Source organism: Stenotrophomonas sp. P2112, assembly GCF_041897515.1.
In the GTDB taxonomy this organism is placed as follows: domain Bacteria; phylum Pseudomonadota; class Gammaproteobacteria; order Xanthomonadales; family Xanthomonadaceae; genus Stenotrophomonas; species Stenotrophomonas sepilia.
Genome location: NZ_CP169216.1, coordinates 2,019,433 through 2,045,575, shown reverse-complemented (window position 1 = coordinate 2,045,575; position 26,143 = coordinate 2,019,433). Strand labels below are relative to the sequence as shown.

Sequence of the window (26,143 nt, the reverse complement as noted above, 5' to 3'; positions counted from 1 at the left end):
GAACCCGTAAAACCGTGAAGTCGCACCAGTAGCCTGTACCGGTGTCTCAAGTCCCATTCATACAAGCCGATACCGGATCCATGGATAGACTCAGCCTCATTGGACTCTTTCTCGCCCTGGCCTCGCTGGTCGGCGGCAGCATCCTCAAGGGCGCCGGCCTGGCGTCGCTGTGGTCGCCTGCGGCGTTCGTGATCGTCATCGTCGGCACCGTCGCCGCGATCCTGCTGCACACCTCCCCGGCGGTGTTCAAGCACGCGTTCAGCATCGTGCGCTGGGTCGTGCGTCCACCGCACAGCGACCGCCGCGAGCTGATCCAGCAGATCGTCGAGTGGAGCAACATCGCCCGCCGCCAGGGCCTGCTGGGCCTGGAATCGCAGGTGGAAGCACAGCAGGACCCGTTCCTGCGCAAGGGCCTGCAGCTACTGGTGGACGGCGTCGAGCCCGAATCCATGCGGCACATGCTGGAAATCGAACTGGGCAGCCAGGAGCACCAGGACCAGGCCGGCGCCAAGGTGTTCGAGGCGATGGGCATCTATGCACCGACGCTCGGCATCATCGGTGCCGTGCTGGGCCTGATCGCGGTGATGAAGAACCTGGCCGACCCGAGCAAGCTCGGCCACGGCATCGCCGCCGCGTTCACCGCCACCATCTACGGCATCGCTTCGGCCAACCTGCTGTTCCTGCCGATCGCCGCCAAGCTCAAGAGTGTGATCTCGCACAACACGCGCGACCGCGAGATGGTCATCGAAGGCCTGATCTCGATCGCCCAGGGCGAGAACCCGCGCAACATCGAAACCAACCTCTCCGGCTTCCTGCACTGACATGGCCCGCCGCAAGCACCACGAAGAGCACGCCAACCACGAAGCATGGGCGATCCCCTATGCCGACCTGATGACGCTGCTGCTCGCCTTCTTCGTGGTCATGTACGCGATCTCCTCGGTGAACGAGGGCAAGTACCGGATCATGGCCGACGCGCTGACCGATGCCTTCGGTGGCGCACCGCGCACCATCAACCCGGTGCAGGTGGGCAACAAGCAGGTGCAGGGCGGCGGCTGGGACAGCCCCTCGGTGATCAAGTCCGGCACCAAGATCGGTCCCTCCGCGCCGGCGCCCTCGCACGACCCGACCCTGCTGCCGTCGATGGCCTCGCAGATGCGCATGCCGGTGTCGGTGCACAACCAGGAGCAGATCGCCCGTGCCGAGCGCCAGCTCAACACGATTGCCGATCGCCTCACCGCCGCACTGGCGCCGCTGATCGACCGCGGCATGATCAGCGTGCGCCGCACCGAACTGTGGATCGAAGTCGAGATCAACAGCGACATCCTGTTCCCTACCGGCTCGGCCGCGCTGGACGTGCATGCGCGGCAGACCCTGGCCAGCCTGGCCGAGGTGCTGCGCGACGTGCCCAACAGCGTGCGCGTGGAAGGCCACACCGACAACGTGCCGATCGCCACCGCCACTTTCCCGTCGAACTGGGAACTGTCGGCCGGGCGCGCAGCCAGCGTAGTGCACCTGTTCGCCGACCAGGGCGTGCAGCCGTCGCGGCTGGCGATGGTCGGCTATGGCCAGTTCCGCCCGCGCGAAGAGAACGACAGCGCGCAGGGCCGCAACCGCAACCGCCGGGTGATGGTCATCATCCTGGCCGACACGTCGCACTCGGTGGATCCGCTCGGCCAACGCCTGAACGCAGCCACCGGCGCCACCGACAGCACCGTCACCGAACAGGCCGACGCAACTCCGGCCAGCGCCCCCACCTCCCCCATCGCACCGGTGAAGTTGCCGCCGGTGCCGGCTGGCAGCCGCGTCGGCGCCGCCGTTCCCCCGGCAATGAAGGAGTAATCCGATGCGCATCTGGGCAGTCGCCAACCAGAAGGGCGGAGTCGGCAAGACCACCACCACCCTCGCCCTCGGCCGCGGCCTGGCCGCGCTCGGCCATCGCGTGCTGCTGATCGACCTCGATCCGCATGCCTCGCTCAGCCGCGCCTTCGGCGTGCCGGTGGACCCGCCGCCGGCCGGCGTACTGGAGCTGTTCGGCACACCGCCGGCGGACCTGTCCAGCCTGTGCCATGCCAGCAACATCCAGGGCCTGGACTACGTCTGCGCACAGTCGGCGCTGGCCACGCTGGAACGCCGCAGCGCCAACCAGCCCGGCCTCGGCCTGGCCCTGCAGAACGCGCTGGCGCGCCACCAGGGCCAGCACGACTACATCCTGCTGGACTGCGCACCCACCCTCGGCCTGCTGATGATCAACGCACTGGCTGCCGCCGATCGCCTGATCATCCCGACCCAGGCCGAGCCCCTGGCCCTGCACGGCCTGGATGGCATGGTCCGCACCGGCGAGATGGTCGAGCGTTCGCGCCGCCGCCCGCTGCCGATCTCGATCCTGCCGACCCTGTTCGACCGACGCACCCGCGCCGGCAACGAGTCGCTGCGCACCATGCAGGACCGCCATGGCAGCCGCGTGTGGGAAGACGCCATTCCGATCGATACCCGCATCAGCAACGCCGCCGGGCTGACCCTGCCGAGCGCCGGCGAGGACTACCCGGGCCGTGGCCTGGCCGCCTACCGGCGCGCCTTGAACTGGATCCTCGGCGAGGATGCCCGCGCCCTGGAGCAGGCCGCATGAACAGCACCGGCATCCTCGACGATTACCTGGACGAACTGCTGGGCGAAGCGATGGTCGCGCCGCCGCCTGCCGTGCTGCCGCACGCAGGCGCCGGGCAAGGCCCGGCGATCGAAGCAGTCGCCGAACGCGAACCGACCTGGGACGACCTGCCGGCCGAAGTGATCTACGAAACCGAAACCATCGCCGCCACGCCGAGCGGGGACAGCGCTGCGCTGGAAGCCGCCTTCGAGAGCGCCGCACCACCCACGCGCGAACCCACCTGGGATGACCTGCCCGCCGAGGTGATCTACGAAACAGAATCCGTCGCCGCCGCGCAAAGCCGGGACGACGCAGCACTGGAAGCGGCCTTCGAGAGCGCTGCCGCTTCCGGTAGCGCTGGGCAGGGTCCGGCGGGAGAAGCGGTTTCCGAACGCGAGCCGACCTGGGATGACCTGCCTGAGGAGGTCATCCACGAAACCGCGCCGGCACCCGCCGTCGTTGCAAACGCCGGTCCGGAACCTACCTGGGACGACCTGCCGGACGAGGTGATCTACGAGACCGATCCGGCCGACAGCCATCGCCTCGCCCACACCGACAGCCCCGGCCTGCAGGCCGCGTTCGAAGCGGCCGCCGGTGGCGAAGACGTAGCCACGCCACCGCCCGCCGTGGTCGCAGCTCCGGTGGCCCCGACGGTTGCACCTGCAGCCCCGGCCCCGGCCGCGCGCACCGCCACTCCGCCGCCGCGCGCCGCCGTCGATGCCCTGGCAGGCAACCGTCCCGGCACCTGGCAGGAGCTGCAGGCGCAGGCCCACCAACCGGCTCGCAGCCCGCATCCGCAGAACCGACGCGCCGGCGAACGCACTTCACGCTGGCTGCGCCTTCGCTGCGGCACCCAGGCCTATGCGCTGGAACTGCTGAAGGTGCAGGAAGTGGTGCTGCCGGTGCCGCTGCTGCCACTGCGTGGCACTGCAGCGGCCATGCTCGGCATCATGAACCTGCGCGGCCAGGTGGTACCGGTGATGGATCTGGGCCTGCACCTTGGCGCCGCGGCCGCCGAAGACGACGCACAGACCCGCATCGTGGTCCTGGAGGAGGACGGCGAAACCATCGGCCTGCGCGTGTCAGCGGTCGAAGATGTCGCCAACCTCACCGATTCGCAGATCGAACCGCCCGATACCGCGCGCATCTGCCAGATCTCAAACGACCTGTTCCGCGGCGTGGCCCGGGTCAGCCAGCGGCCGATGATCCTGCTCGACGCCACCCGACTGTTGAGCTGAGCCGCCAAGAAAAAGGGGACGGAGGGGATTAAGTCGCGACTGACCCGGCGCTTTGCGCCGAAGGGGTGCCTGTCGGGGACGCAAGGAGTTGATCCGTTGGATCAACACCTTACGTCCCCACTGCGCGGTCGCCGTTGCCGAGGGAACTGCAGTAGTGCCAGGTCGATTGCCACTTAATTCCCTCCGTCCCCTTTTAAGCAGCGACCGCATCGACGTACCGCGTCGATTCTTCTAAAGAACCCCACCGGGGTGCCGTTATGGATCACGGAACCGTTTGTCCGGAGCAACGATGAGCACTGTCGAACTGGGTGGGGATCTCGGCATCGAGAGCACTACCGAGCTCAAGAACCGCCTCGCCCCACTCGTGGACCAGGCTGGCGAGCTGACCCTGGATGCCAGCCAGGTCGCCCGCATCCACACGGCCGCCGTGCAGGTGCTGTGTGCGTTCGTGCAGGCCCGCCGCGAGGCAGGCCTGGGCACCGGCTTCCACGGTTGCACTGCAACCTTCAGTGACGCCGCGCGCCTGCTGGGCGTCACCCAGGCCCTGGGCCTGGACGTAACCCATGACAACCTGAAATCTGTGGAGAACGCTGCATGAGCGCACGTATCTTGGTGGTGGACGATTCGGCGTCGATGCGCCAGATGGTGTCCTTCGCCCTCACCTCGGCCGGTTTTGCCGTCGAAGAAGCTGAAGACGGCGCGGTCGCGCTCGGTCGTGCCAAGGGCCAGCGCTTCAATGCGGTGGTGACCGACGTCAACATGCCGAACATGGACGGCATCGCGCTGATCCGCGAACTGCGCCAGCTGCCGGACTACAAGTTCACCCCGCTGCTGATGCTGACCACCGAATCGGCCGCCGACAAGAAGTCCGAAGGCAAGGCCGCCGGTGCCACCGGCTGGCTGGTCAAGCCGTTCAATCCCGAACAGCTGGTCGCCACCGTGCAGAAAGTGCTGGGCTGATCGCCCGGCGCCGCTCCCCCTCTTCGCTTCCGGATCACCACTGCCATGAGCATGGACCTGCAACGCTTCCACGCCACCTTCTTCGAGGAGAGCCGCGAAGGCCTCGATGCGATGGAGGCTGGCCTGCTGGCCCTGGAATCGGGGCAGCAGGACGCGGAGATCATCAATTCGGTATTCCGCGCCGCCCACTCGATCAAGGGCGGCGCCGGCACCTTCGGCTTCGACGCGATCGCCGGCCTGACCCACGCGCTGGAAACGCTGCTCGATGAGCTGCGCGCCGGCAAGCGGGCCCTGGAAGGCCACGCCGTCGACGCCATGCTGTCCTCGGTGGACGTGCTGCGCGCCCTGCTGCGCGAAGCCGAACACGGCCAGGCTGCCGATCCGGCTGCAGTCGCTGCGGTGAAGGCGCGCCTGGAAGCGGTTCTTTCCGGCCAGGCCGCAGCGAGCGCCCCGTCGGCCGCCGCAGCCAAGGTGGACGATACGCCGGAAGCCTGGCAGATCGGTTTCACTCCAGCGCCGTCGCTGTTCATGAGCGGCAACGACCCGCTGCGCATCATCCGCGAACTGGAACACCTCGGTTCGCTGCAGGTCGCCGCGCGCATGGAGCGCCTGCCGGGCTTCGCCCAGCTTGATCCGCTCGAAGCGCATCTTGCGTGGGACCTGGGCCTGGTTGGCAAGGTGCCGCGCAGCAAGATCGAAGACACCTTCGCCTGGGTGCTGGACGATTGCGAGCTGGACATCCGTCCCGCCGCGCCGCCGAGCCTGGCCACCCAGGCGCCGGCCGCAGCGGCTCCCGCTCCGGTCGCAGTGGCCCCGTCTGCACCTGCCACGCCTGCTGCCAACGGTGGTGCCAGCCAGGAAGCGGAAACCTCGATCCGCGTCAGCGTCGACAAGGTCGATGCGCTGATCAACCTGGTTGGCGAACTGGTCATCACCCAGGCCATGCTCAAGCAGGTCTCGCACGCACTGGACCCGGTCCACGCCGAGAGCCTGTTCGCTGGCCTGGACCAGCTTGAACGCAACACCCGCGACCTGCAGGAAGCGGTGATCGGCGTGCGCATGCTACCCGTCGATGCGGTGTTCCGCCGCTTCCCGCGCCTGGTTCGTGACCTGTCCAGCCGCCTCGGCAAGCAGGTGCGCCTGCGCACCGTCGGCGAAGGCACCGAACTGGACAAGGGTCTGATCGAAAAGATCGCCGATCCGCTGGTGCACCTGGTGCGCAACTCGATCGACCACGGCCTGGAAATGCCCGACGTCCGCCGCGGTGCGGGCAAGGACGAGACCGGCACGATCACGCTGGCAGCTTCGCATCAGGGCGGCCATATCGTCATCGAAGTCAGCGACGACGGTCGCGGCCTGGACCGCGCCAAGATCCTGGCCAAGGCTCACGAACGCGGCCTGGCCGTGCCGGACAACCCGACCGATTCGCAGGTCTGGGACCTGATCTTCCAACCTGGCTTCTCCACGGCCGATGCGGTCACCGACCTGTCCGGGCGTGGCGTCGGCATGGACGTGGTCCGCCGCAACATCCAGGCACTGGGCGGCGAGGTGCAGATCGAAAGCAGCCTCGGTACCGGCACCCGCACGCTGATCCGCCTGCCGCTGACCCTGGCCATCCTCGATGGCATGACGGTGGCCGTGGCCGGCGAAACCCTGATCCTGCCGCTTGCCTATGTGCTTGAGGCGTTGCAACCGCAGCCCGAGGATATCCGCAGCATGGCCGGCGAAGGCCGCGTGCTGCGCGTGCGCGGCGAGTACCTGCCGATCCTGTCGTTGAGCGAGTACTACGGCTACGGCAACCGCGCACCGGGCAGCGAATCGCTGGTGGTGGTGGTGGAAGGCGATGGCCAGAAAATCGCGCTGGAAGTGGACGAACTGGTCGGCCAGCAGCAGGTGGTGGTGAAGAACATCGAGAACAACTACCGCCGTATCGGCGGGGTGTCCGGTGCCACCATCCTTGGCGACGGCCGCGTCGCGTTGATCGTCGACATCGGCGGACTGGTGCGCTCGCTGCGGATGCCGCAGGCCGCCTGATCCACGCCGCATGCGGGTAATGGACCGCCGCCCTTCGGGGCGGCGGTTTTGTTTGTGTGCTCCATTCCAGCCGGGGTCAGATCCCTTTTCAGGGAAAAGGGATCTGACCCCATCCCTTCTGTGAACTCCGTCGAGGCGATGGTTTCGCGCGCAACCACGTCATCCGAGCGCAAGCCCCGCCAGACCAGCACTTTTGCGCCGTCATCCCTACGCAACCGAATGTGATCTGCGTCCATAAAGTCCGCGCGGACGGCGCCGTTATTTCGCTTTGACGGTCGTCACCGAACCCCACCGGGCACCCCCGTTCGCTCTGCAACCACCCCCGAACCGGCGCACAGACGCCGGCACTCTGCCCACCTGGAGCACCCTGCATGAAGTGGTTCCAAGATCTGCCCATCGCCCGCAAGCTGGCCGTGGGGTTCACCCTCACCACCTTGATGACCCTGATCCTCGGCGCCTTCGCACTGGTGCGCCTGAGCGAGGCCAACGCGCAGTTGCGCGAGATGGCTGGCAACGATATCCCCTCGGTCCAGCACCTGGGCGAGGCACGCTCGCAGCTGGGCGAGTTCCGCACCTACGAACTGGCCCAGCTGAGCATGCTCGACCAGCCGGACAAGGTCGCCGACTACAACAAGCGCATGGACGACACCGCCAAGGCCGTGCATGACGAGTTGGCGGCGTACGCGGCGCTGCCGGCGCTGGACAAGGAGCGTGAACTGTATCGCGCGGCCAGCGCGCAGCTGGACCGCTACTTCGCCGCAAACAAGGCGATGCGCGACGCCGTGGCCGCCGGTGATGGCACACAGGCCCAGCAGATCTCCGACGAGCAGTCGCGCCCGGCGCGTCGCGACCTCTTCGCTGCAATGAAGGCACTGGGAACCCACATCGCCGGCCAGATGGACGGCAAGATTGCCGACGCCAACGCCACCCACCGCACCAGCATGATTGCCATCATCGGCTGCATCGTGCTGCTGTCGCTGGTCGCTGCCGCGCTGGCCATCGTCATCTCGCGGGCAGTGACCGGCCCACTCGGCAAGGCCGTGCATGCCATCCAGGCCGTTGCCCGCGGTGATCTCAGCGTCAGCACCCAAGCCACCAGCAAGGATGAAGCCGGCAGGATGCTCGCTGCCACCGCCGAGATGACGGCGATGCTGCGACGCTTCAGCGAGCAGACACAGCTGATGGCACAGATGCACGCTGGCCCGGACATCAGCCATCGCATCCCGGAAGATTTCCCGGGTGTCTACGGCCAGCTGGCCAACGGCATCAACACGGTGATCTTCGAGCACCTCGATGCGATCGTCGATGCCATTGAAGTACTCAACCAGTACGCCATCGGCAACCTGAGCCCTGACGCACGCCGCCTGCCCGGCAGCCGCGCGATCCTGCACGAATCCATGGACGCGGCCAAGGCCAGCCTGCTGGCCATCAATTCGCAGATCCAGCACCTGGCTGCGGCGGCCGCCGCCGGTGACTTCAGCCAGCGCGGCGACGCACAGCGGTTCCAGCACGACTTCAAGCTGATGATCGAGCACCTCAACACCATGATGCAGGTGGCTGACGGCAACCTGGGCCAGCTCTCGCAGCTGCTGCAGTCGATCGCCACCGGCGACCTGACCGCGCGCATGGAAGGTCAGTTCAATGGCGTGTTCGCCCGCATGCGTGATGATGCCAACACCACGGTCGCGCAGCTGACCCAGATCGTCGGCCAGATCCAGGCCAGCGCCTCCAGCATCACCCTGGCCGCCGGCGAGATCGCCTCGGGCAACAGCGACCTGTCACGCCGCACCGAGCAGCAGGCCGCCAACCTGGAGGAAACCGCGGCCTCGATGGAGGAACTGACCTCCACCGTGCGCCAGAACGCCGAGCACGCCCGCCAGGCCAACCAGCTCGCCATCGGCGCCCATGGCGTCGCCTCGCAGGGCGGCGAGGTCGTCGGCCAGGTGGTCACCACCATGTCGGCCATCGAAGCCTCGTCGAAGAAGATCGCCGAGATCATCAGCGTCATCGACGGCATTGCGTTCCAGACCAACATCCTGGCGCTGAATGCCGCCGTGGAAGCCGCGCGTGCCGGTGAACAGGGCCGCGGCTTCGCCGTGGTTGCCAGTGAAGTACGCACCCTCGCCCAGCGCTCGGCCGCTGCCGCCAAGGAAATCAAGGGCCTGATCGACGACTCGGTCGGCAAGGTCGCCGAGGGCTCCAGCCTGGTGCACCAGGCCGGCAGCACCATGGGCGAGATCGTCGCCTCGGTGCAGCGTGTGACCGACATCATGGCCGAGATCTCCGCCGCCTCGCAGGAACAGAGCGCGGGCATCGAGCAGGTCAACCAGACCGTGGTGCAGATGGACGAAACCACCCAGCAGAATGCCGCGCTGGTGGAGGAAGCCACCGCTGCCGCACGTGCGATGGAGGACCAGGCCGTGCAGCTGGGTGAAGCCGTGGCCCGCTTCCGGCTGGCATCGCACGGCACGACGGCCATTCCGGCACGCCCGCTGGCGGCACCGGTACCGCGCCAGGTCGCCGCCGCCGCACCGGCGGCAAGAACGGTCCCGGCACGTGCGCTGCGCACCGCGACAGCCCAGCCGGCACTGGCTGCCGACGGCGACTGGCAGGAGTTCTGACAGAACCACGGGGTCAGATCCCTTTCCCGCAGGAAAGGGATCTGACCCCTTACGCGTAGAAAGTGATGCAAATCCCACTTCATAATCCGGTGCAGAGGCCGATATCCCCATCGAGCCTCGCACCAACGCGTGCTGGCGCCCGCCCCTGACCGTAGATTCCATGTCCGACGGCAACGACACTGCAGTGCATGATGTCCACGCGGCCGACGCCGCTGACGAGCGCTTCCTGGTCCGCAACCCGCGCCAGCTGCGGCAGCTGCTGCGCTCGCTGATCGACCAGCGATCACTGATCAACGCGCACATCGACGGCCGTGACCGTTCGTTCCCCACTGCGTTGCTCGACCTCGACGAGGACGAGGACTACCTGCTGCTCGATGGCAGCCCGCAGGAAGCCTCCAACCGCGCCGCCGAGCAGGCCGATCACCTGCTGTGCTTCGCCCAGCTCGAACGGGTGCTGGTGCGTTTCCGCCTGCACGAACTGCAGCGCGTGGACAACGACGGCCACGTGGCCTTCCGCGCCCCGCTTCCGGAAGAACTGGTGCACCTGCAGCGCCGCGAGCTGTATCGGCTGGAGACCCCGGTCACCGACTCACCGCAGCTGCTGCTGCCCCCCGGCGAAGCGCGCGCCGAAGCGTTGTCGATGCGCGTGGTGGACATCAGTGGCGGTGGCCTGGCCGTGGTGGTTCCCAATGACTGCGCGGTGTTCGGCCTGCAGAAGCGCTATCCGGCGCAGCTGTCGCTGCCGGACGGCCCCGACCTGGACATCGCGCTGGTGGTCTGCAACCTGTTGCCCCAGCGCCAGCCCAACGGCATCGAGGTCAAGCGCGTGGGCATGCGCTTCGACAGCCTGCCGCGCGGCGCCGACAGCGCCATCCAGCGCTACATCTTCCGCATCGACCGCCAACGCAAGGCACGCCGCAACGGCGAGCTCTGAGGCCGCCCGACCGGTAGTGCCGGCCGATGGCCGGCAACCCTGGAACGCATGCCGGGGTCAGATCCCTTTTCCCTGAAAAGGGATCTGACCCCATCCACTGCCCGGGCACCTAAAGTCCCCCCCAGCGGGGCCGATATCGAGCCTGACACCGGGACTTCCGGCAGAACCAGGACCCCTCGATGAACGACAAGACCAGCTCCGCCGCCAGCACCGGTGGCGAATTCCTCAGCTTCACCCTTGGTGACGAGCACTACGGCGTGGACATCCTCAAGGTGCAGGAAATCCGTGGCTACGACGCGGTTACCCGCGTGCCGGATGCCCCGGACTACATCAAGGGCGTGATCAACCTGCGTGGCACCATCGTCCCGGTGATCGACCTGCGCCTGAAGCTGCGCCTGGACAACGCCCGCTACGACGCCTTCACCGTGATGATCGTGCTGAACGTCGAAGACCGCGTGGTCGGCATCGTCGTCGACAGCGTCTCCGACGTGATCCCGCTGTCGGCCGAGCAGATCCGACCGACCCCGGAATTCGGTGCCGCTGTCGATACCCGCTTCATCTCCGGCATCGGTACCCACGACGATCGCATGCTGATCCTGCTGGACATCGAGACCCTGCTCGACAGCGCCGACATGGGCCAGGCCAGCCTCACCGAAGACGTCGCCGCCTGAGTAAACGGAACTGCTTCACGTTCCGGTCACAAAACCCTTCAGTTCCCCCCGGCGATGCCGATAGGGGGACAGAAGCCGGCCGCGCAGGAGCGCGCAGGGCCGGCCCGACCGTTACCATCCCCGGAGATACCCCTCGATGAAGTCCCTGCTTGCGTTCGTTTCGGCCGCTGTCCTGGCCACCACCGCCGCCTCCGCTTTCGCCCAGTCGGCTGACATGATCCCGCCGGAACTGGCCCCGCGTTCGGTCGGCAAGGACGGCATGGTCTGTGGCAAGGTTGAAAAGGCCCGCTACGCAGAAGGTTCCGAAGGCCAGCCGACCTTCCTGTACATGGGCGGCGCCTTCCCGCGCCACACCTTCTCGGCCCGCATCGCCGGCGAGAACCGCGGCAAGTTCTCCTTCCCGCTGGAAACCCTGGAAGGCAAGACCGTCTGCGTGATCGGCAAGATCCAGCGCGACGCCTCGCGCGCGGAAATCGAAGTCAGCTCGCCGGCTGGGCTGAAGCTGGCCAACATCAAGTAATCCGCTGTCCGTCGAACCACGCCGGACCTGGTGCCGGCGTGGTTTCTGCTGCAACCGGGCCCGATGCCCGGGCGCGTCTGCCTTAGGAGCTCGCAACGCCCATGCCGTGGATCAACAACCTGAAACTGATGCCGAAGCTGCTGCTGACCTTCGGCGTCCTCCTGCTGGTGATGCTGCTGCAGGGCATCGTCGCCTATCGCGGCCTGCATTCGCTGAACAACGTCACCACCGAGCTGGCCGGTTCACGCATGGAAAGCATCCGCCTCGCCGGCGAGATGCGCGGCATGCTGGGCGAATACCGCAATGCCGCCTACCAGCAGTTGATCCGCGCCAGCGACGACGTCAAGTCCGATGCGCGCAAGCAGGCCGTCGACCTGCGCACCAGCATGGACAAGTCGATCAAGGACTATCCGAAGCTGGTCGACAACGCACAACAGAAGAAGCTGTTCGACACCTTCGCCAAGGAATGGAAGGATGCGCTGGCGTCCTATGACAGCGTCACCGAGATGCTGGAACTTGACCTGCCAGACGATGCCATCGATACCTTCGTCGGCGAAACCCGTACCAAGCACCGCAAGGCTGCATCGGCGCTGGAAGCGCTGATCGCCGAAGACAACCGCCTCGCCCGCGCCTCGCGCGAAGAGGCCGCCTCCACCTATTCCGCCTCGGCCGTGCTGACCGTGATCGCCCTGCTGGGTGGCGCCGCACTCGGCCTGGTGCTGGTGTGGCTGTTCGCCCGCGCACTGGTCGGCAGCGTGCGTGGCGCCGTCTCGGTCGCCAACGACGTCGCCGGTGGCAAGCTCGATGGTCATATCGACGTCAGCCGCCAGGACGAAGTGGGCGAACTGATGCAGGCCATGCAGCGCATGCAGCGCGACCTCCGCGAGCGCATCGAGACCGACCAGGCCGTGGCCCGCGAGAATCTGCGCATCCGTACCGCGCTGGACTACAGCTCGACCGGCGTGTACCTGACCGACACCAGCAACACCATCGTCTACAGCAACCGCGCCCTGCAGCAGACCCTGAGCCAGTACCAGGACGAAGTTCGCCGCGACCTGCCGGACTTCGATGCCCAGGCCTCGCTGATCGGCAAGCCGGTCACCGTGCTTGAACACCGCGGCGAGATGGACCAGACCCTGCTGGGTAACCTGAAGGCACACGGCGTCGCCCGTCGCCCGATGCAGTATGGCGATGCCCAGTTCGCCCAGGTGGTCTCGACCATCCGCAATGAAGGCGGCGACACCGTCGGCTACGTGGTGGAATGGCGCGACCGTACCCAGGAAGCGCAGGTCGAAGCCGAAGTGGCCCGCGTGATCGCCCAGGCTGCCGCCGGCGACCTGTCCGGCCGCATCGACGCGACCGACAAGGAAGGCTTCTTCCTGCAGCTGGCCCAGCAGATCAACGGCCTGCTGGATGCCAACGCTGGCAGCATCGAACAGATCTCCGGCCTGCTTGCGGCACTGTCGCAGGGTGACCTGACCGTGCGCATGCACGGCGACTACCAGGGCGTGTTCGCCCGCATGCGTGACGATGCCAACGCCACCGCCGCGCAGCTGAGCGAGATCGTCACCCGCATCAAGCAGTCCAGCCGCGCGATCAGTTCGGCCGCCGGCGAGATCGCCTCGGGCAACAGCGACCTGTCGCGCCGCACCGAGCAGCAGGCTGCCAACCTCGAGGAAACCGCGGCCTCGATGGAGGAACTGACCTCCACCGTGCGCCAGAACGCCGAGCACGCCCGCCAGGCCAACCAGCTCGCCATCGGCGCGCATGGCGTCGCCTCGCAGGGTGGCGAGGTCGTCGGCCAGGTGGTCACCACCATGTCCGCCATCGAAGCCTCGTCGAAGAAGATCGCCGAGATCATCAGCGTCATCGACGGCATTGCGTTCCAGACCAACATCCTGGCACTGAACGCCGCCGTGGAAGCCGCGCGTGCCGGTGAACAGGGCCGCGGCTTTGCCGTGGTTGCCAGCGAAGTGCGCACCCTCGCCCAGCGCTCGGCCGCCGCCGCCAAGGAGATCAAGGGCCTGATCGACGACTCGGTCGGCAAGGTCAACGATGGCTCGGCGCTGGTGCACAAGGCCGGCGCCACCATGGGCGAGATTGTCGCCTCGGTGCAGCGCGTGACCGACATCATGGCCGAGATCTCCGCCGCCTCGCAGGAACAGTCGGCCGGCATCGAGCAGGTCAACCAGACCGTGGTGCAGATGGACGAAACCACCCAGCAGAATGCCGCGCTGGTGGAGGAAGCCACCGCTGCCGCACGTGCGATGGAAGAACAGGCCGGCCATCTCAGCGAAGCGGTGTCGATCTTCGTGGTCGATGAGGCCGAGGTCGTCGCCGCCCCGCGCGTCGCCGCAGCCCCGGCCCCGCGAGCCACCGCGCCGGCCGCCCCGGCACCGGTCGCACCGCCGGCCCGCCGCACCGCCGGCGGTCGCCCGATGGCCACCGAACTGGCCGACGGAGACTGGCAGGAATTCTGATGCCGGCCTGACCTGATCCACGAACACGCCCTGGCCCTGTGCTGGGGCGTTTTTGTTTACGGGGTATCTGGATATCCAGCCAACGGCGAAGCCCCTCGGGGTGGTCACGGAAAGCTGCGGATTTCCTTCGCTCGGGCCGGGAGGGTGGGTCGCGCAGGGGACGCCGTGAACCCGTCCATGGGGGCTTGGCCGCGGCATCCATGCCGCGGACACCCCTGCGCAACCCACCCTCCCGGCCACGGACAGTTTCCGTGCGCGTCCACCCCGGATTGAAGAAAGAAGAGCAAAAAACAAAAGCCAGGTCACTTCCGGGGTCAGATCCGTTTTCCTGCGGAAAACGGATCTGCCCCCTCTTTCCACCTGGAACCCCAACGCTCTTTCCGTCCGACACCGAAATGCCGAGAGGGCTGGGCCGGGGTGGGTAGGCAGGACCGTTGGCGCCATGGATGGCGCCATCGAGCCCCCATGGACGGGTTTACGGCGTGTCCTGGCTGCCCACCCCGGCCCAGCCACCTACTGACAATCCAGCGCCGACCAACTGCTGTTGCTGTTGCTGTTGCTTCAAAACCAGCCTGCCGCAGGCAGCGCCGCAGCCGCCGCTGCACGGAAACCTGAATACGTTCGGACACCGCACCTCAATCCCCCGCCCTGACGGCCGATAACGGGGTTGTCACCGCTTGTCCCGCCGTGACCGGCACGGCGCCGCCCGCCCGCTTCGACCTGGTCCTGCTCGATGAATCTCCTGCATCGCTGGCAACACTACTTCAGCAATCTTTCCGTCCGGCGCAAGCTCAACCTGCTGACGCTGCTCATCGCGCTCGGCGTGATCGCGCTCTCGGTGATCGCCGCCCGCATGCAGTACCTGGATCTCACCGAGACCCGCAAGACCGCACTGAAGACCCAGGTCGAACTGAGCTACGGCATCCTGCAGCACTACCACCGCCTGGCCGGTACCGGCGAACTCAGCGAAGAGGCTGCCAAGCGCGCCGCGCTGCAGGCATTGGAAGTGATGCGTGCAGAGAGCGATACCTACTATTTCAACGTCTACGACACCGGCTACCGGCTGCTGATGCACCCGTTCCGCAAGGACCTGGTCGGCAAGGACATGAAGGACTTCCACACCGACGACGGCGTACGGATCTACTACGACCAGGTCGAAGCGGCTCGCGCCGGCGGCGGCTTCGTCAACTACCGCTGGGCCAAGCCGGGCAGCAAGGGCGACGTCGAGAAGGTCGCCTACGCCGGCCTGTTTGCGCCGTGGAACTGGGTGGTCAGCAGTGGCGTCTACATGGACGACGTGCAGAAGCAGGCGCTGGTGTTCACTGCCATCATGACAGTCTCCGGCGGCGTCCTGGTGCTGATCGTACTGGCCCTGAGCTGGGTCATCGGCAATCGCATCGCCGTGCCGTTGAAGCAGGCCACGGCCGTCGCCGAGGGCATCGCCGCCGGCAAGCTCGACAGCCATATCGGCCCGCAGCCGCACGATGAAACCGGCCGCCTGCTGGACGCCATGGCCGGCATGCAGCAGCAGTTGCATGCCGTAATCACCGGCCAGCGCGAAATGGCCCGCCGCCACGACGGTGGCGAACTCAGCTACCGCATCGACGCCAGCGCCTTCCCCGGCGAGTACGGGCTGATGGTCCAGGAAACCAACGCCCTGGTGGGTAGCCACGTGCAGACCCTGCACGATGTGCTGGACGTGGTGCAGCAGTACGCGGTTGGTGACCTGAGCCGCGACATCGCCCGCTACCCGGGCGAGAAGGCGGCGATGACCACCACCGTCGACACCGTCAAGGCCAACCTCGGCCGCATCAACGCCGAGATCAAGCAGTTGGCCAGCGCCGCTGCTGCCGGCGACTTCAGCCGCCGAGGCGATGCGCAGCGCTTCGACCACGATTTCCGCCTGATGCTGGAAAACCTCAACGCGATGATGGCGGTCAGCGATGACAACCTCGGCAAGCTGTCGCAGCTGCTGTCGGCCATCGCCGAGGGCGACCTGACCGCGCGCATGCACGGCGATTACCAGGGCGTGTTCGCCCGCATGCGCGACGATGCCAACGCCACGGTCGCGCAGCTGACCCAGATCGTCGGCCAGATCCAGGCCAGCGCCTCCAGCATCACCCTGGCCGCCGGCGAGATCGCCTCGGGCAACAGCGACCTGTCGCGCCGTACCGAGCAGCAGGCCGCCAACCTGGAGGAAACCGCGGCCTCGATGGAGGAACTGACCTCCACCGTGCGCCAGAACGCCGAGCACGCCCGCCAGGCCAACCAGCTCGCCATCGGCGCCCATGGCGTCGCCTCGCAGGGCGGTGAAGTCGTCGGCCAAGTGGTCACCACCATGTCGGCCATCGAAGCCTCGTCGAAGAAGATCGCCGAGATCATCAGCGTCATCGACGGCATTGCGTTCCAGACCAACATCCTGGCGCTGAATGCCGCCGTGGAAGCCGCGCGTGCCGGTGAACAGGGCCGCGGCTTCGCCGTGGTCGCCAGCGAAGTGCGCACCCTCGCCCAGCGCTCGGCGGCTGCCGCCAAAGAGATCAAGGGCCTGATCGACGACTCCGTCGGCAAGGTTGCCGAGGGCTCCAGCCTGGTCCACCAGGCCGGCAGCACCATGGGCGAGATCGTCGCCTCGGTGCAGCGCGTGACCGACATCATGGCCGAGATTTCCGCCGCCTCGCAGGAGCAGAGCGCGGGCATCGAGCAGGTCAACCAGACCGTGGTGCAGATGGACGAAACCACCCAGCAGAACGCCGCGCTGGTGGAGGAAGCCACCGCTGCCGCACGTGCGATGGAAGACCAGGCCGCACAGCTTGCAGATGCCGTGGCGATCTTCCGGCTCGACAACCAGGTCTCGGCCGCGATGCAGGCCGTTGCCGCGCGGGTCGAGCCGGCGAGAGTCACCACCGTGGCACCTCCGCAGCCAAGCCGCGCGGCAGCACCTGCACCGATATCGCCACGTCGTAGCAGCAACGCCGGCACCTTCGTCGCCAGCGACAGCGACTGGCAGGAATTCTGAGACCCACCCGTAGCGGCTTCGGCCGCTGCCCCCGCCGATGGACACGTCCCCCGTGCAAAGTCCTACTCCCATCGTTACCGGCCCACGCGAATTCGAGTTCGCCGACCGTGATTTCCGCCGCGTCTGCGACCTGATCTACCAGCGCGTGGGCATTGCGCTTGCGCCGGCAAAGCGCGACATGGTCTATGGCCGCCTTTCGCGCCGCCTGCGCACGCTGGGCATGCGCAGCTTCCAGCAGTACCTGGACCATCTGGAGCAGGAAGATGGTGACGAGTGGCAGGCGTTCACCAACGCCCTGACCACCAATCTGACCTCGTTCTTCCGCGAACCGCACCACTTCGACAAGCTGCGCGAAGAACTGCAGCAGCGCTCCAGCCGCACGCCGTTGCTGCTGTGGTCGTGCGCGGCGTCCACCGGCGAAGAGCCCTATTCGATGGCGATCACCGCGTGCGAGGCCTTTGGCACCCTGAAGCCGCCGGTACGCATCATCGCCACTGACGTCGACACCCAGGTGCTGGCCACCGCCGGCCGTGGCGTCTACAACATCGATCGCGTCGCCAGCCTCGATCCGGACCTGCGCCGCCGCTACTTCCAGCGTGGCAGCGGCCCCAACGAGGGCCAGTGCCGCGTGCTGCCTGCGCTGCGCGAGCTGATCGAATTCCGCCCGTTGAACCTGCTCGCCCCGCGCTACGACGTCGGTGGCCCGTTCGACGCACTGTTCTGCCGCAACGTGATGATCTACTTCGACAAGCCGACCCAGCGCGCGATCCTCGGCCGCCTGGTGCAGCACCTGGCCGATGACGGTCTGCTCTACACCGGCCATTCGGAGAACTATCTGCACGCCGCCGACCTGATCCAGCCCTGCGGCCGCACCCTGTACCGCCGTGCGGCGAAGGCCGGCGCATGAATGCCTCGCTGCGTACCGACGATGTCATGCGCTACCAGGATGCGCGCTTCCAGACCGTCGCCGCCAAGCTGCTGCCGACCCAGTACCTGGTGGTCGATGACACCACCGCGCTGACCACCACGCTGGGCTCGTGCGTAGCCGCCTGCCTGCGCGACCCGGTGCTGAAGATCGGCGGCATGAACCACTTCCTGCTGCCCGAGGGCAACGCCGGTGACGGCGCGCCCGCGCGCTACGGCAGCTACGCGATGGAACTGCTGATCAACGACATGCTCAAGCGTGGTGCCCACCGCAAGCGCATCGAGGCCAAGGTGTTCGGTGGCGCCAACGTGCTGAAGGGCTTCACCAGCAACCCGGTTGGCACCCGCAACGCCGAGTTTGTCCGCCAGTACCTTCAGGCCGAGCACATTCCGATCATTGCCGAGGACCTGTGCGGCATCCATCCGCGCAAGATCTGGTTCTTCGCCGATACCGGCCGCGTGGTGGTGCAGCGCCTGCCGCATGCCCATGAGGCCGAAGTGGCCGCGACCGAATCGGCGGTACGTGCACGCCTGTCCAAGGCGCCGGTCACCGGCGGCGTGGAGCTGTTCGAATGACCCTGACCGGCAACGCCCCCTGCCGGGTCCTGATCGTCGACGACTCCGCCGTCGTGCGGCAGATGCTCACGGAAATCCTGTCCAGCGACCCGGCCATCGACGTGGTCGGCACCGCGGCTGACCCGCTGTTGGCACGCGAGAAGATCAAGCGCCTGCTCCCGGACGTGATCACCCTGGACGTGGAAATGCCGCGCATGGACGGGCTGGCGTTCCTGGAAAACCTGATGCGCCTGCATCCGCTGCCGGTGGTGATGATTTCTTCGCTGACCGAGCGAGGCGCCGACACCACCCTGCAGGCACTGGCGCTGGGCGCCGTGGATTTCGTCTCCAAGCCCAAGCTGGACGTGGCCCGCGGCCTGCAGGGCTATGCCGAGGAGATCATCGCCAAGGTCAAGATGGCGGCCCGCTCGCGCGTGCGTCCGCTGGTGCGTGCCAGCGCCCCCAAGCTCACGCTGGACGCAGCGCCGGCGACGCGTGCTGCCTCGCCGCAGTTCCGTACCACCGACCGCCTGATCGCGATCGGCTCGTCAGCCGGTGGCACCGAAGCGCTGCGCGTGGTGCTGGAAGGCATGCCTGCCGATGCACCCGCCGTGGTGATGACCCAGCACCTGCCGGCCAGCTTCAGCAGCGCCTTTGCCGAACGCCTGGACCGACACTCGGCAATGGCCGTGCGCGAGGCCAGCGACGGCGAAGCGGTGCTGCCCGGCCACGCCTACCTCCCGCCCGGCGGCAAGCACCTGCGCATCATCCGCGACGGTGCGCGCTGGCGCTGCCGCGTCGACGACGGCCCGGCAGTGAACCGGCACAAGCCCGCGGTGGACGTGCTGTTCCGCTCGGTCGCGCAGAGCGCCGGTGGCAATGCCATCGGTGCCATCCTCACCGGCATGGGTGACGACGGCGCGCGCGGCCTGCTGGAAATGCGCCAGGCCGGCGCCCCAACGCTGGTGCAGGACGAAGCGACCAGCGTGGTCTGGGGCATGCCCGGTGCCGCGTTCAAACTCGGCGCCGCTGAGGAACAGGTGCCACTGGAACGGATTGCCGAGCGGCTGCTGGCGCTCGCTCGCGGCTGATAGCGCGCCCCGGCTCAAGGACACCGCGGGCAGTAGATCCACGCCATGCGTGGATGCCTTTGTAGAGTCGAGCCGCGCTCGACTCATCGCGCATCGCACGAACAGCAGCCAAGCATGGACTCGGCGCTACAGGCCATCAGGCAACAAGAAAAGGTGCCGGCTTTCATCGGGGTTCTTCGTTTCAACGCGCTACCCGCATGTGTGCTTTGATAGCGGTATTGCACAAGGAATGCTGCACATGATCAAAGGCATATGGAAGGCCGCCCTGGCGGCCGTACTGCTTTCATTGCCACTGGCACCCGCCAGCGCCAGTGGCGATCTGTTCTACTTCGAGGCCAAGCAGGGTGATGTGTTCTTCATGCTGATGCTGGTGGGTCGCGAAGATCCCGGCGCGGTAAGCGTCAGCTGGAAAGGCCCGTCTATCCCGCCGTACCCCAACGTGCATCGCCGCTACTACATCGAATTCAACCGTGCAAAGCGCCAGGCCTACGTGCGTCCACTTGACCGAGATGGACTGCCTTGGTTCGAGATGGATGTCTCCGGTAAGAGCGGCAACGTGCTGATCGGCGGCCGTCGGCTGGAAGGCAGCGCAGACTGGACCGTGCAGTAGCGCCGGAAGCCTGAGCGTTGCGTTGTTTCCAACACGCCCAGATCTTTCATTTGGATCGCACCAGGCTCCAGCCATACCAAGCAGTCAATGGTCCGACTATTGGCTGGGACGAGGATGCAGACGCCCCAGAACGGTCCCGTCGAGCTTGATCAGCTCCAAGGTCTGATCTGTCTTCAACGTCTCAAACAGACCATCCGGTCGAGAATGAATCGATAGAAATCCCTGTTCGAACAGCGTCGTTTCTGTGTCCGGGTCAAGAAAATTAACCGTAATATCACCGGCACTGTTTCGCTCACGCACTGAAACCAGGCCTTTCGAAACATTCACGTAGCCGTAGCGGGGCGCCAGCCTCCACCGCCCCGACTCATCCAGAAGACCCCAACGGCCACGTAGTGAGAGCGCATAGACTCTTGTTCCATCCGCCAAAAAATCCGGCAAGGGATCATGCAGCGTGAAATCGGCCACCGCATTGCCACGCAGATCGAGTATGTGATACCCGGGGTCATATCCCGGCCGTTCGAATGCCGCGACCAGATTCGGACCCAATGGTCTTATTCGACGGTAGCGAGGAGGAATCAGCCAAGCACCCGTAGCATCTATTACACCCCATCCTCCATCGGCTTGGGCCAACAGCAGTTGGTCATCCAGCCCTTCCGCGGTTTGAAAAGGCGCAAGTCGGTAGTACAGGGAAGACGAGATGCTGCCATCTTCCAGCATCATGAAACGCACCCCCGCTTCGCCGGGCTTTTGATACTCGACGATCCTGCGGTTCAACGGATGCAGGCCTGCAGCGCGTTGCAGGGAGCGCAGCGACCCATCCAGGCCTACAACGTATTCATCATCTTCCGAACTGAAGATTACATACCCCACTCGTTCAGCGAACTCATCTGTCTTCATACAGTGGCCTGCAGGCGTCGGAAACATCAAACCCGCGCGCGTGAAATGCAGGCACTGGCCGTCTTCGGCTACCGCAGAAAGCAGGTACCCACCCCGACCAAACTTGAACCGATATCGACCCATGGGCGCCACTTGCACCCCGTGGGGATCCAGCACCGTGTCGTTCCCGCCCTGGGTGGCGAGCGCGAAACCCGAACTGTTGAAGGTCATCTGATCGTAGTCCTGGCGCCCTATGCCTGCCAGTGATCGATCAACCAGGCCAAAGTGGACACCATCGCGCGAAGCGATGGCCACTTCCCCCTCATGACCCACGGGACCAAAGCTACCAAAGACACTGAAAACGGGACCGGACCTGCCCTTTGCGTCAAGGAAGTGGGTCGTGCAGCGCCGCTTTTCACTGTTGCAGAGTTCTACAGCCGGGTTTCCTGCCCAGGACGCCGAGCGCAGGAGATCGATCTCGCCTTTCTCCTCAAACCGACGCACCAATCGGCCTCGTGCATTGAAGAAGTCGATTCGCGTGTACGCCTTGGGCGGGCTCCGCAGCAATACCTTGGCTTCGATCATCCCGTTGCCATGTACCTCAACCGAGTCGTAATGCGCTTCAAGGACGATACGCCCTTCTGAATTCATGACGCCCCTGTTCTCCCCCCTTTCGAAGACCGCCACCCCATTTTTGAAGGGGCGGAGGTATTGCATTCCCCGATGCTCGGCAAGTTGCCGACCGGTGCCATCCAGCACCACGCAGCGGCCCTCATGACAGAGGCCGTGGCGTGTAGTCCTGTCGAAACGTGGCGGCGGCTCGGTGGGCTGTAGCATTGCAGGCGCCGACGTTGCCCCTGCCGATGGCGCAATGGTCAGAAGTGCAGAGGCCAGCAGAATGCCCAACGCCTGGGTGGTGACGGTGCGGCGATGGGTAGGACTGGGAGGCAGCAGGAATGAGCGGCGCATCTTGCGCAGGACCGAAATTGTGGGCATCCACGGTAGGCGCGATGCATCTCTACTGAAATGCAACTTCTACGAAAGTGGCCCGTCCACAAAAAACCCCCGGTTCTCACCGGGGGTTCTTCCTTTCAACGGGATGCCGGCCAGCGGCCGGCACTACCGCATCAGGCAGCGACCGTGCTGGCCACGTCCTGGTATTCCTCGATCTGGTCGAAGTTCATGTAGCGGTAGATCTCCGCACCATTGGCGTTGATCACGCCGATGTCCGCCATGTACTCCTCCTTGGTCGGGATGCGGCCCAGGCGCGAGCAGATCGCCGCCAGTTCCGCCGAACCCAGGTACACGTTGGTGTTGCGGCCCAGACGGTTCGGGAAGTTGCGGGTCGAGGTCGACATCGCGGTGGAGCCTTCGCGGATCTGCGCCTGGTTGCCCATGCACAGCGAGCAGCCCGGCATTTCCATGCGTGCGCCGGTAGCGCCGAAGGTGCCGTACACGCCTTCCTTGGTCAGCTCCGAGGCGTCCATCTTGGTCGGCGGGGCCACCCACAGGCGGGTCGGCAGGTCACGCTTGCCTTCCAGCAGCTTGGCGGCGGCGCGGAAGTGACCGATGTTGGTCATGCACGAACCGATGAACACCTCGTCGATCTTGGCACCGGCCACTTCGGACAGGGTCTTCACGTCGTCCGGGTCGTTCGGGCAGGCCACGATCGGCTCGTGGATGTCGGCCAGGTCGATCTCGATGACGGCGGCATACTCGGCGTCCGCGTCCGGCTCCAGCAGCTGCGGGTTGGCCAGCCACGCTTCCATCTTCTCGATGCGACGCTGCAGCGAGCGCGGATCCTGGTAACCCTCGGCAATCATCCACTTCAGCAGGGTGATGTTGCTGGTCAGGTACTCGATGATCGGTTCCTTGTTCAGGCGCACCGAGCAACCGGCCGCCGAACGCTCGGCCGAGGCGTCGGACAGTTCGAACGCCTGTTCGACCTTCAGCTCCGGCAGGCCTTCGATTTCCAGGATACGGCCGGAGAAGATGTTCTTCTTGCCCGCCTTGGCCACGGTCAGCAGGCCCGACTTGATCGCGTACAGCGGGATCGCGTTGACCAGGTCACGCAGGGTCACGCCCGGCTGCATCTTGCCCTTGAAGCGCACCAGCACCGACTCCGGCATGTCCAGCGGCATCACGCCGGTGGCAGCGGCGAAGGCGACCAGGCCCGAGCCGGCCGGGAACGAAATACCCACCGGGAAACGGGTGTGCGAGTCACCGCCGGTGCCGACCGTGTCCGGCAGCAGCATGCGGTTGAGCCAGCTGTGGATCACGCCGTCGCCCGGGCGCAGGGAAACGCCGCCACGGGTGGAGATGAACTCCGGCAGAGTGTGGTGCGTCTTCACGTCCACCGGCTTCGGGTAAGCGGCGGTGTGGCAGAACGACTGCATCACCAGGTCGGCCGAGAAGCCCAGGCAGGCCAGGTCCTTCAGCTCGTCACGGGTCATCGGGCCGGTGGTGTCCTGCGAGCCGACCGAGGTCATCTTCGGTTCGCAGTAGGTGCCCGGGCGCATGCCCTGGCCTTCCGGCAGGCCACAGGCGCGACCAACCATCTTCTGCGCCAGCGAGAAGCCCTTGCCGGTATCGGCCGGCTGCACCGGCAGGCGGAACAGGTCGGTCGGGGCCAGGCCCAGCGCTTCGCGCGCCTTGCCGGTCAGGCCACGGCCGATGATCAGCGGGATGCGGCCACCGGCACGCACTTCGTCGAACAGCACGTCGGACTTGACCTGGAACTCGGCGATCACTTCGCCGTTCTTCAGCGCCTTGCCTTCGTACGGACGCAGCTCGATGACATCGCCGTGCTCCATCTTCGACACGTCCAGCTCGATCGGCAGCGCACCGGCATCTTCCATGGTGTTGTAGAAGATCGGGGCGATCTTGCCGCCCAGGCACACGCCGCCAGCGCGCTTGTTCGGGATGTACGGAATGTCATCGCCGGTCCACCACAGCACGCTGTTGGTGGCCGACTTGCGCGAGGAGCCGGTGCCGACCACGTCGCCGACGTAGGCGACCAGGTGGCCCTTGTCCTTCAGCGACAGGATCTGCTGGATCGGGCCGCGCTTGCCGTCTTCTTCCGGGGTGAACGGCGCGTCGTCGCGCTTGTTCTTCAGCATCGCCAGCGCGTGCATCGGAATGTCCGGGCGGGTGGTCGCGTCCGGTGCTGGCGACAGGTCATCGGTGTTGGTTTCGCCCGGCACCTTGAACACGGTGACGGTCAGGCTCTGCGGCACTTCCGGGTTGCTGGTGAACCACTCGGCATCGGCCCAGCTCTGCAGCACGGCCTGGGCGTTGGCGTTGCCGGCCTTGGCCTTCTCCTGCACGTCATGGAACGCATCGAACACCAGCAGGGTCTTCTTCAGGCCGTTGGCGGCGATGGTGCCGACGCTGGCGTCGTCCAGCAGCTGCACCAGCGGTGCAACGTTGTAGCCGCCGAGCATGGTACCCAGCAGTTCGGTGGCGCGCTCGCGGCTGATCAGCCGGTTCTGCTCGCTGCCCAGCGCGATCGCCGCCAGGTACGAAGCCTTGACCTTGGCCGCGTCATCGACGCCGGCCGGCACGCGGTGGGTCAGCAGGTCGAGCAGGAACTCGGCCTCGCCCTGCGGCGGGTTCTTCAGCAGTTCGATGACATCGGCCGTCTGCTGCGCGCTCAGCGGCAGCGGCGGGATGCCAAGCGCAGCGCGCTCGGCGACGTGGTGGCGGTAGGCTTCCAACATGACAACTCCCGGGTAATGCGTAGGTTGAAAAATCAAAAGTGGGCTCAGGCGTGCGGCACGATCAGCTTCAGGCCCTTGAAGTAGTCGCGGTAAAACGTGTCGTTCCAGGTGATCAGGCCGTCGCACTGCAGCAGTGCGTGGGCGCCGACCATGAATTCGTCCAGGCTGCGACGGCTACCGCCGCGCTGGCGGTGACGGCGGTGCATCTCGCCGGCGCGCAGCGCCGACTTGGCTTCCATCGGGTTGAAGTGCACGCCCATCTCTTCCAGCGCTTCGAGCACCTCGGCACCACCGCGCAGCGATGCGCACACTTCGGCGAGGGTTGCGCCACAGACCACCACGCGGCCACCGACCAGGCTCTGCCGGAGGATGGCTTCCACGGCATCGGCCTGCGGGCCATTGCTGAGCAGCTCGACCAGCACCGGCGAATCGACGGCGATCATCACGGCTTACTCCTCGTCACGCACCGCGCGCACGGCCGCCTCGGATGACTCGAAGCCGTCCAGCGCGAACTTGCCGCGCGCCCGTGAAATGGCATCGTCAACACTCTTGCGCAGGATGATGCGGCTGCCGTCCAGCTCGACCTTCAGCAGCGTGCCCTTGGTCAGGCCGAGGGCATCACGCACCGCCTTGGGCAGGGTGATCTGTCCGCGTTCTGCAACGGTGGCTTCCATGGGTAGGCCTCAAAAAGTATGTATGAATTATACATACCTGACGTAAACACCTCAAATCGGGCGAACTGTGACCTTGAACCAGAATCAGTCGCATTCGACCGCTAGACTGGCCGGGCAGCACTCGCTGTACCGGGCCGGGACACTCCGGCACCGCACGCCCCCTTCGTCATAAAAGGACGTTCAATGCGCGCATTCATCCTGACCCTGGCTCTGGCCACCCCCCTGGCCCTGGCCGCAGGCCCGGCCCACGCCAATCCGTTCGCGGCCCACACCACCGGCACTGAGATCACCCAGAAGCAACTGGACGAGCTGGAGGTGGGCAAGGCGACCCAGGACCAGGTCCGCGAGAAGTTTGGAGCGCCGACGCGTCGTGAGCAGCTTGGCGACATCCAGGTCTGGTACTACGACTACGCCAAGATCAAGCACTTCGGAAAGAACGTGCAGGAATCGACCGTCTTTGAGTTCGGCAAGGACAACGTACTCAAGGTGAAATCCAAGGGCGCGGCTCCCGCCAAGACCGGCAATCCGTTCCTGGGTGGCTGATCGCCACTGACTGGCGCGCTGCCCGTCGGCGGC

At 66.2% G+C, this 26,143-nt stretch carries 22 protein-coding genes; 18 read left to right on the top strand and 4 right to left on the bottom strand.

The window, feature by feature from the left end:
- Nucleotides 1–80 precede the first annotated feature (80 nt).
- The 17 genes from ACEPA4_RS09475 to ACEPA4_RS09395 all read left to right on the top strand — a co-directional run bounded on the left by ACEPA4_RS09475 (nucleotide 81) and on the right by ACEPA4_RS09395 (nucleotide 20,298).
- Nucleotides 81–821, top strand: a complete 741-nt coding sequence (locus ACEPA4_RS09475) for a flagellar motor protein (RefSeq protein WP_049413360.1) — start codon at nucleotides 81–83, stop codon at nucleotides 819–821.
- A gap of 1 nt (nucleotide 822) precedes the next feature.
- Nucleotides 823–1,839, top strand: a complete 1,017-nt coding sequence (gene motD, locus ACEPA4_RS09470) for a flagellar motor protein MotD (protein ID WP_065178540.1) — start codon at nucleotides 823–825, stop codon at nucleotides 1,837–1,839.
- A gap of 4 nt (nucleotides 1,840–1,843) precedes the next feature.
- On the top strand, nucleotides 1,844–2,626 hold the full coding sequence (locus ACEPA4_RS09465; protein WP_262090546.1) for a ParA family protein: 783 nt from the start codon (nucleotides 1,844–1,846) through the stop codon (nucleotides 2,624–2,626).
- On the top strand, nucleotides 2,623–3,882 hold the full coding sequence (locus tag ACEPA4_RS09460; protein WP_262090544.1) for a chemotaxis protein CheW: 1,260 nt from the start codon (nucleotides 2,623–2,625) through the stop codon (nucleotides 3,880–3,882). Before ACEPA4_RS09465 ends, ACEPA4_RS09460 begins: the two co-directional genes overlap by 4 nt.
- A 289-nt stretch (nucleotides 3,883–4,171) precedes the next feature.
- Entirely contained in the window at nucleotides 4,172–4,480 is a 309-nt protein-coding gene (locus tag ACEPA4_RS09455; RefSeq protein ID WP_065184917.1) for a lipid asymmetry maintenance protein MlaB, read from the top strand.
- On the top strand, nucleotides 4,477–4,842 hold the full coding sequence (locus ACEPA4_RS09450; protein ID WP_005409521.1) for a response regulator: 366 nt from the start codon (nucleotides 4,477–4,479) through the stop codon (nucleotides 4,840–4,842). Before ACEPA4_RS09455 ends, ACEPA4_RS09450 begins: the two co-directional genes overlap by 4 nt.
- A gap of 45 nt (nucleotides 4,843–4,887) precedes the next feature.
- Nucleotides 4,888–6,876, top strand: coding sequence for a chemotaxis protein CheA (locus tag ACEPA4_RS09445; RefSeq protein ID WP_374083032.1), 1,989 nt, complete (start codon nucleotides 4,888–4,890; stop codon nucleotides 6,874–6,876).
- Between the two features lie 371 nt (nucleotides 6,877–7,247).
- The gene (locus tag ACEPA4_RS09440; RefSeq protein ID WP_329843960.1) at nucleotides 7,248–9,497 is read left to right on the top strand and encodes a methyl-accepting chemotaxis protein; all 2,250 of its coding nucleotides are present in this window, start codon (nucleotides 7,248–7,250) and stop codon (nucleotides 9,495–9,497) included.
- Between the two features lie 160 nt (nucleotides 9,498–9,657).
- Nucleotides 9,658–10,431, top strand: coding sequence for a flagellar brake protein (locus ACEPA4_RS09435; protein WP_005416413.1), 774 nt, complete (start codon nucleotides 9,658–9,660; stop codon nucleotides 10,429–10,431).
- Nucleotides 10,432–10,610: 179 nt separating this feature from the next.
- The gene (locus ACEPA4_RS09430) at nucleotides 10,611–11,102 is read left to right on the top strand and encodes a chemotaxis protein CheW (RefSeq protein WP_005416412.1); all 492 of its coding nucleotides are present in this window, start codon (nucleotides 10,611–10,613) and stop codon (nucleotides 11,100–11,102) included.
- Nucleotides 11,103–11,238: 136 nt separating this feature from the next.
- Complete coding sequence (locus ACEPA4_RS09425) at nucleotides 11,239–11,622, top strand: hypothetical protein (protein ID WP_005416411.1); 384 nt, start codon at nucleotides 11,239–11,241, stop codon at nucleotides 11,620–11,622.
- A gap of 101 nt (nucleotides 11,623–11,723) precedes the next feature.
- Complete coding sequence (locus ACEPA4_RS09420) at nucleotides 11,724–14,102, top strand: methyl-accepting chemotaxis protein (protein ID WP_138953772.1); 2,379 nt, start codon at nucleotides 11,724–11,726, stop codon at nucleotides 14,100–14,102.
- 733 nt (nucleotides 14,103–14,835) lie between these two features.
- On the top strand, nucleotides 14,836–17,118 hold the full coding sequence (locus tag ACEPA4_RS09415; RefSeq protein ID WP_374083031.1) for a methyl-accepting chemotaxis protein: 2,283 nt from the start codon (nucleotides 14,836–14,838) through the stop codon (nucleotides 17,116–17,118).
- Between the two features lie 37 nt (nucleotides 17,119–17,155).
- A complete protein-coding gene (locus ACEPA4_RS09410; RefSeq protein WP_049416359.1) occupies nucleotides 17,156–18,025 on the top strand; it encodes a CheR family methyltransferase in 870 nt (289 codons plus the stop codon).
- Nucleotides 18,022–18,618 carry a chemoreceptor glutamine deamidase CheD gene (cheD, locus tag ACEPA4_RS09405; protein WP_065177632.1) on the top strand — a complete coding sequence of 199 codons (597 nt, stop codon included), beginning with the start codon at nucleotides 18,022–18,024 and terminating at the stop codon, nucleotides 18,616–18,618. Before ACEPA4_RS09410 ends, cheD begins: the two co-directional genes overlap by 4 nt.
- Complete coding sequence (locus ACEPA4_RS09400; protein WP_155760296.1) at nucleotides 18,615–19,688, top strand: chemotaxis response regulator protein-glutamate methylesterase; 1,074 nt, start codon at nucleotides 18,615–18,617, stop codon at nucleotides 19,686–19,688. The genes cheD and ACEPA4_RS09400 overlap by 4 nt, the downstream gene beginning before the upstream one ends.
- A gap of 238 nt (nucleotides 19,689–19,926) precedes the next feature.
- Nucleotides 19,927–20,298 (top strand): hypothetical protein, encoded by a 372-nt coding sequence (locus ACEPA4_RS09395; RefSeq protein WP_134731698.1) that lies wholly within the window; start codon nucleotides 19,927–19,929, stop codon nucleotides 20,296–20,298.
- 96 nt (nucleotides 20,299–20,394) lie between these two features.
- Here ACEPA4_RS09395 and ACEPA4_RS09390 read toward each other — a convergent pair whose 3' ends face one another.
- The 4 genes from ACEPA4_RS09390 to ACEPA4_RS09375 form a co-directional block, all read right to left on the bottom strand.
- Entirely contained in the window at nucleotides 20,395–22,143 is a 1,749-nt protein-coding gene (locus ACEPA4_RS09390) for a WG repeat-containing protein (protein WP_262089621.1), read from the bottom strand.
- Nucleotides 22,144–22,301: 158 nt separating this feature from the next.
- The gene (acnB, locus tag ACEPA4_RS09385) at nucleotides 22,302–24,893 is read right to left on the bottom strand and encodes a bifunctional aconitate hydratase 2/2-methylisocitrate dehydratase (protein WP_065177630.1); all 2,592 of its coding nucleotides are present in this window, start codon (nucleotides 24,891–24,893) and stop codon (nucleotides 22,302–22,304) included.
- Nucleotides 24,894–24,937: 44 nt separating this feature from the next.
- Nucleotides 24,938–25,336 carry a type II toxin-antitoxin system VapC family toxin gene (locus tag ACEPA4_RS09380; RefSeq protein ID WP_005416402.1) on the bottom strand — a complete coding sequence of 133 codons (399 nt, stop codon included), beginning with the start codon at nucleotides 25,334–25,336 and terminating at the stop codon, nucleotides 24,938–24,940.
- Between the two features lie 6 nt (nucleotides 25,337–25,342).
- Entirely contained in the window at nucleotides 25,343–25,567 is a 225-nt protein-coding gene (locus ACEPA4_RS09375) for an AbrB/MazE/SpoVT family DNA-binding domain-containing protein (protein ID WP_099554759.1), read from the bottom strand.
- 183 nt (nucleotides 25,568–25,750) lie between these two features.
- Here ACEPA4_RS09375 and bamE point away from each other — a divergent pair, with 183 nt between their 5' ends.
- Nucleotides 25,751–26,110: an outer membrane protein assembly factor BamE gene (gene bamE / locus ACEPA4_RS09370; RefSeq protein WP_065177629.1), complete on the top strand. Its 360-nt coding sequence runs from the start codon at nucleotides 25,751–25,753 to the stop codon at nucleotides 26,108–26,110.
- Nucleotides 26,111–26,143: the final 33 nt, after the last annotated feature.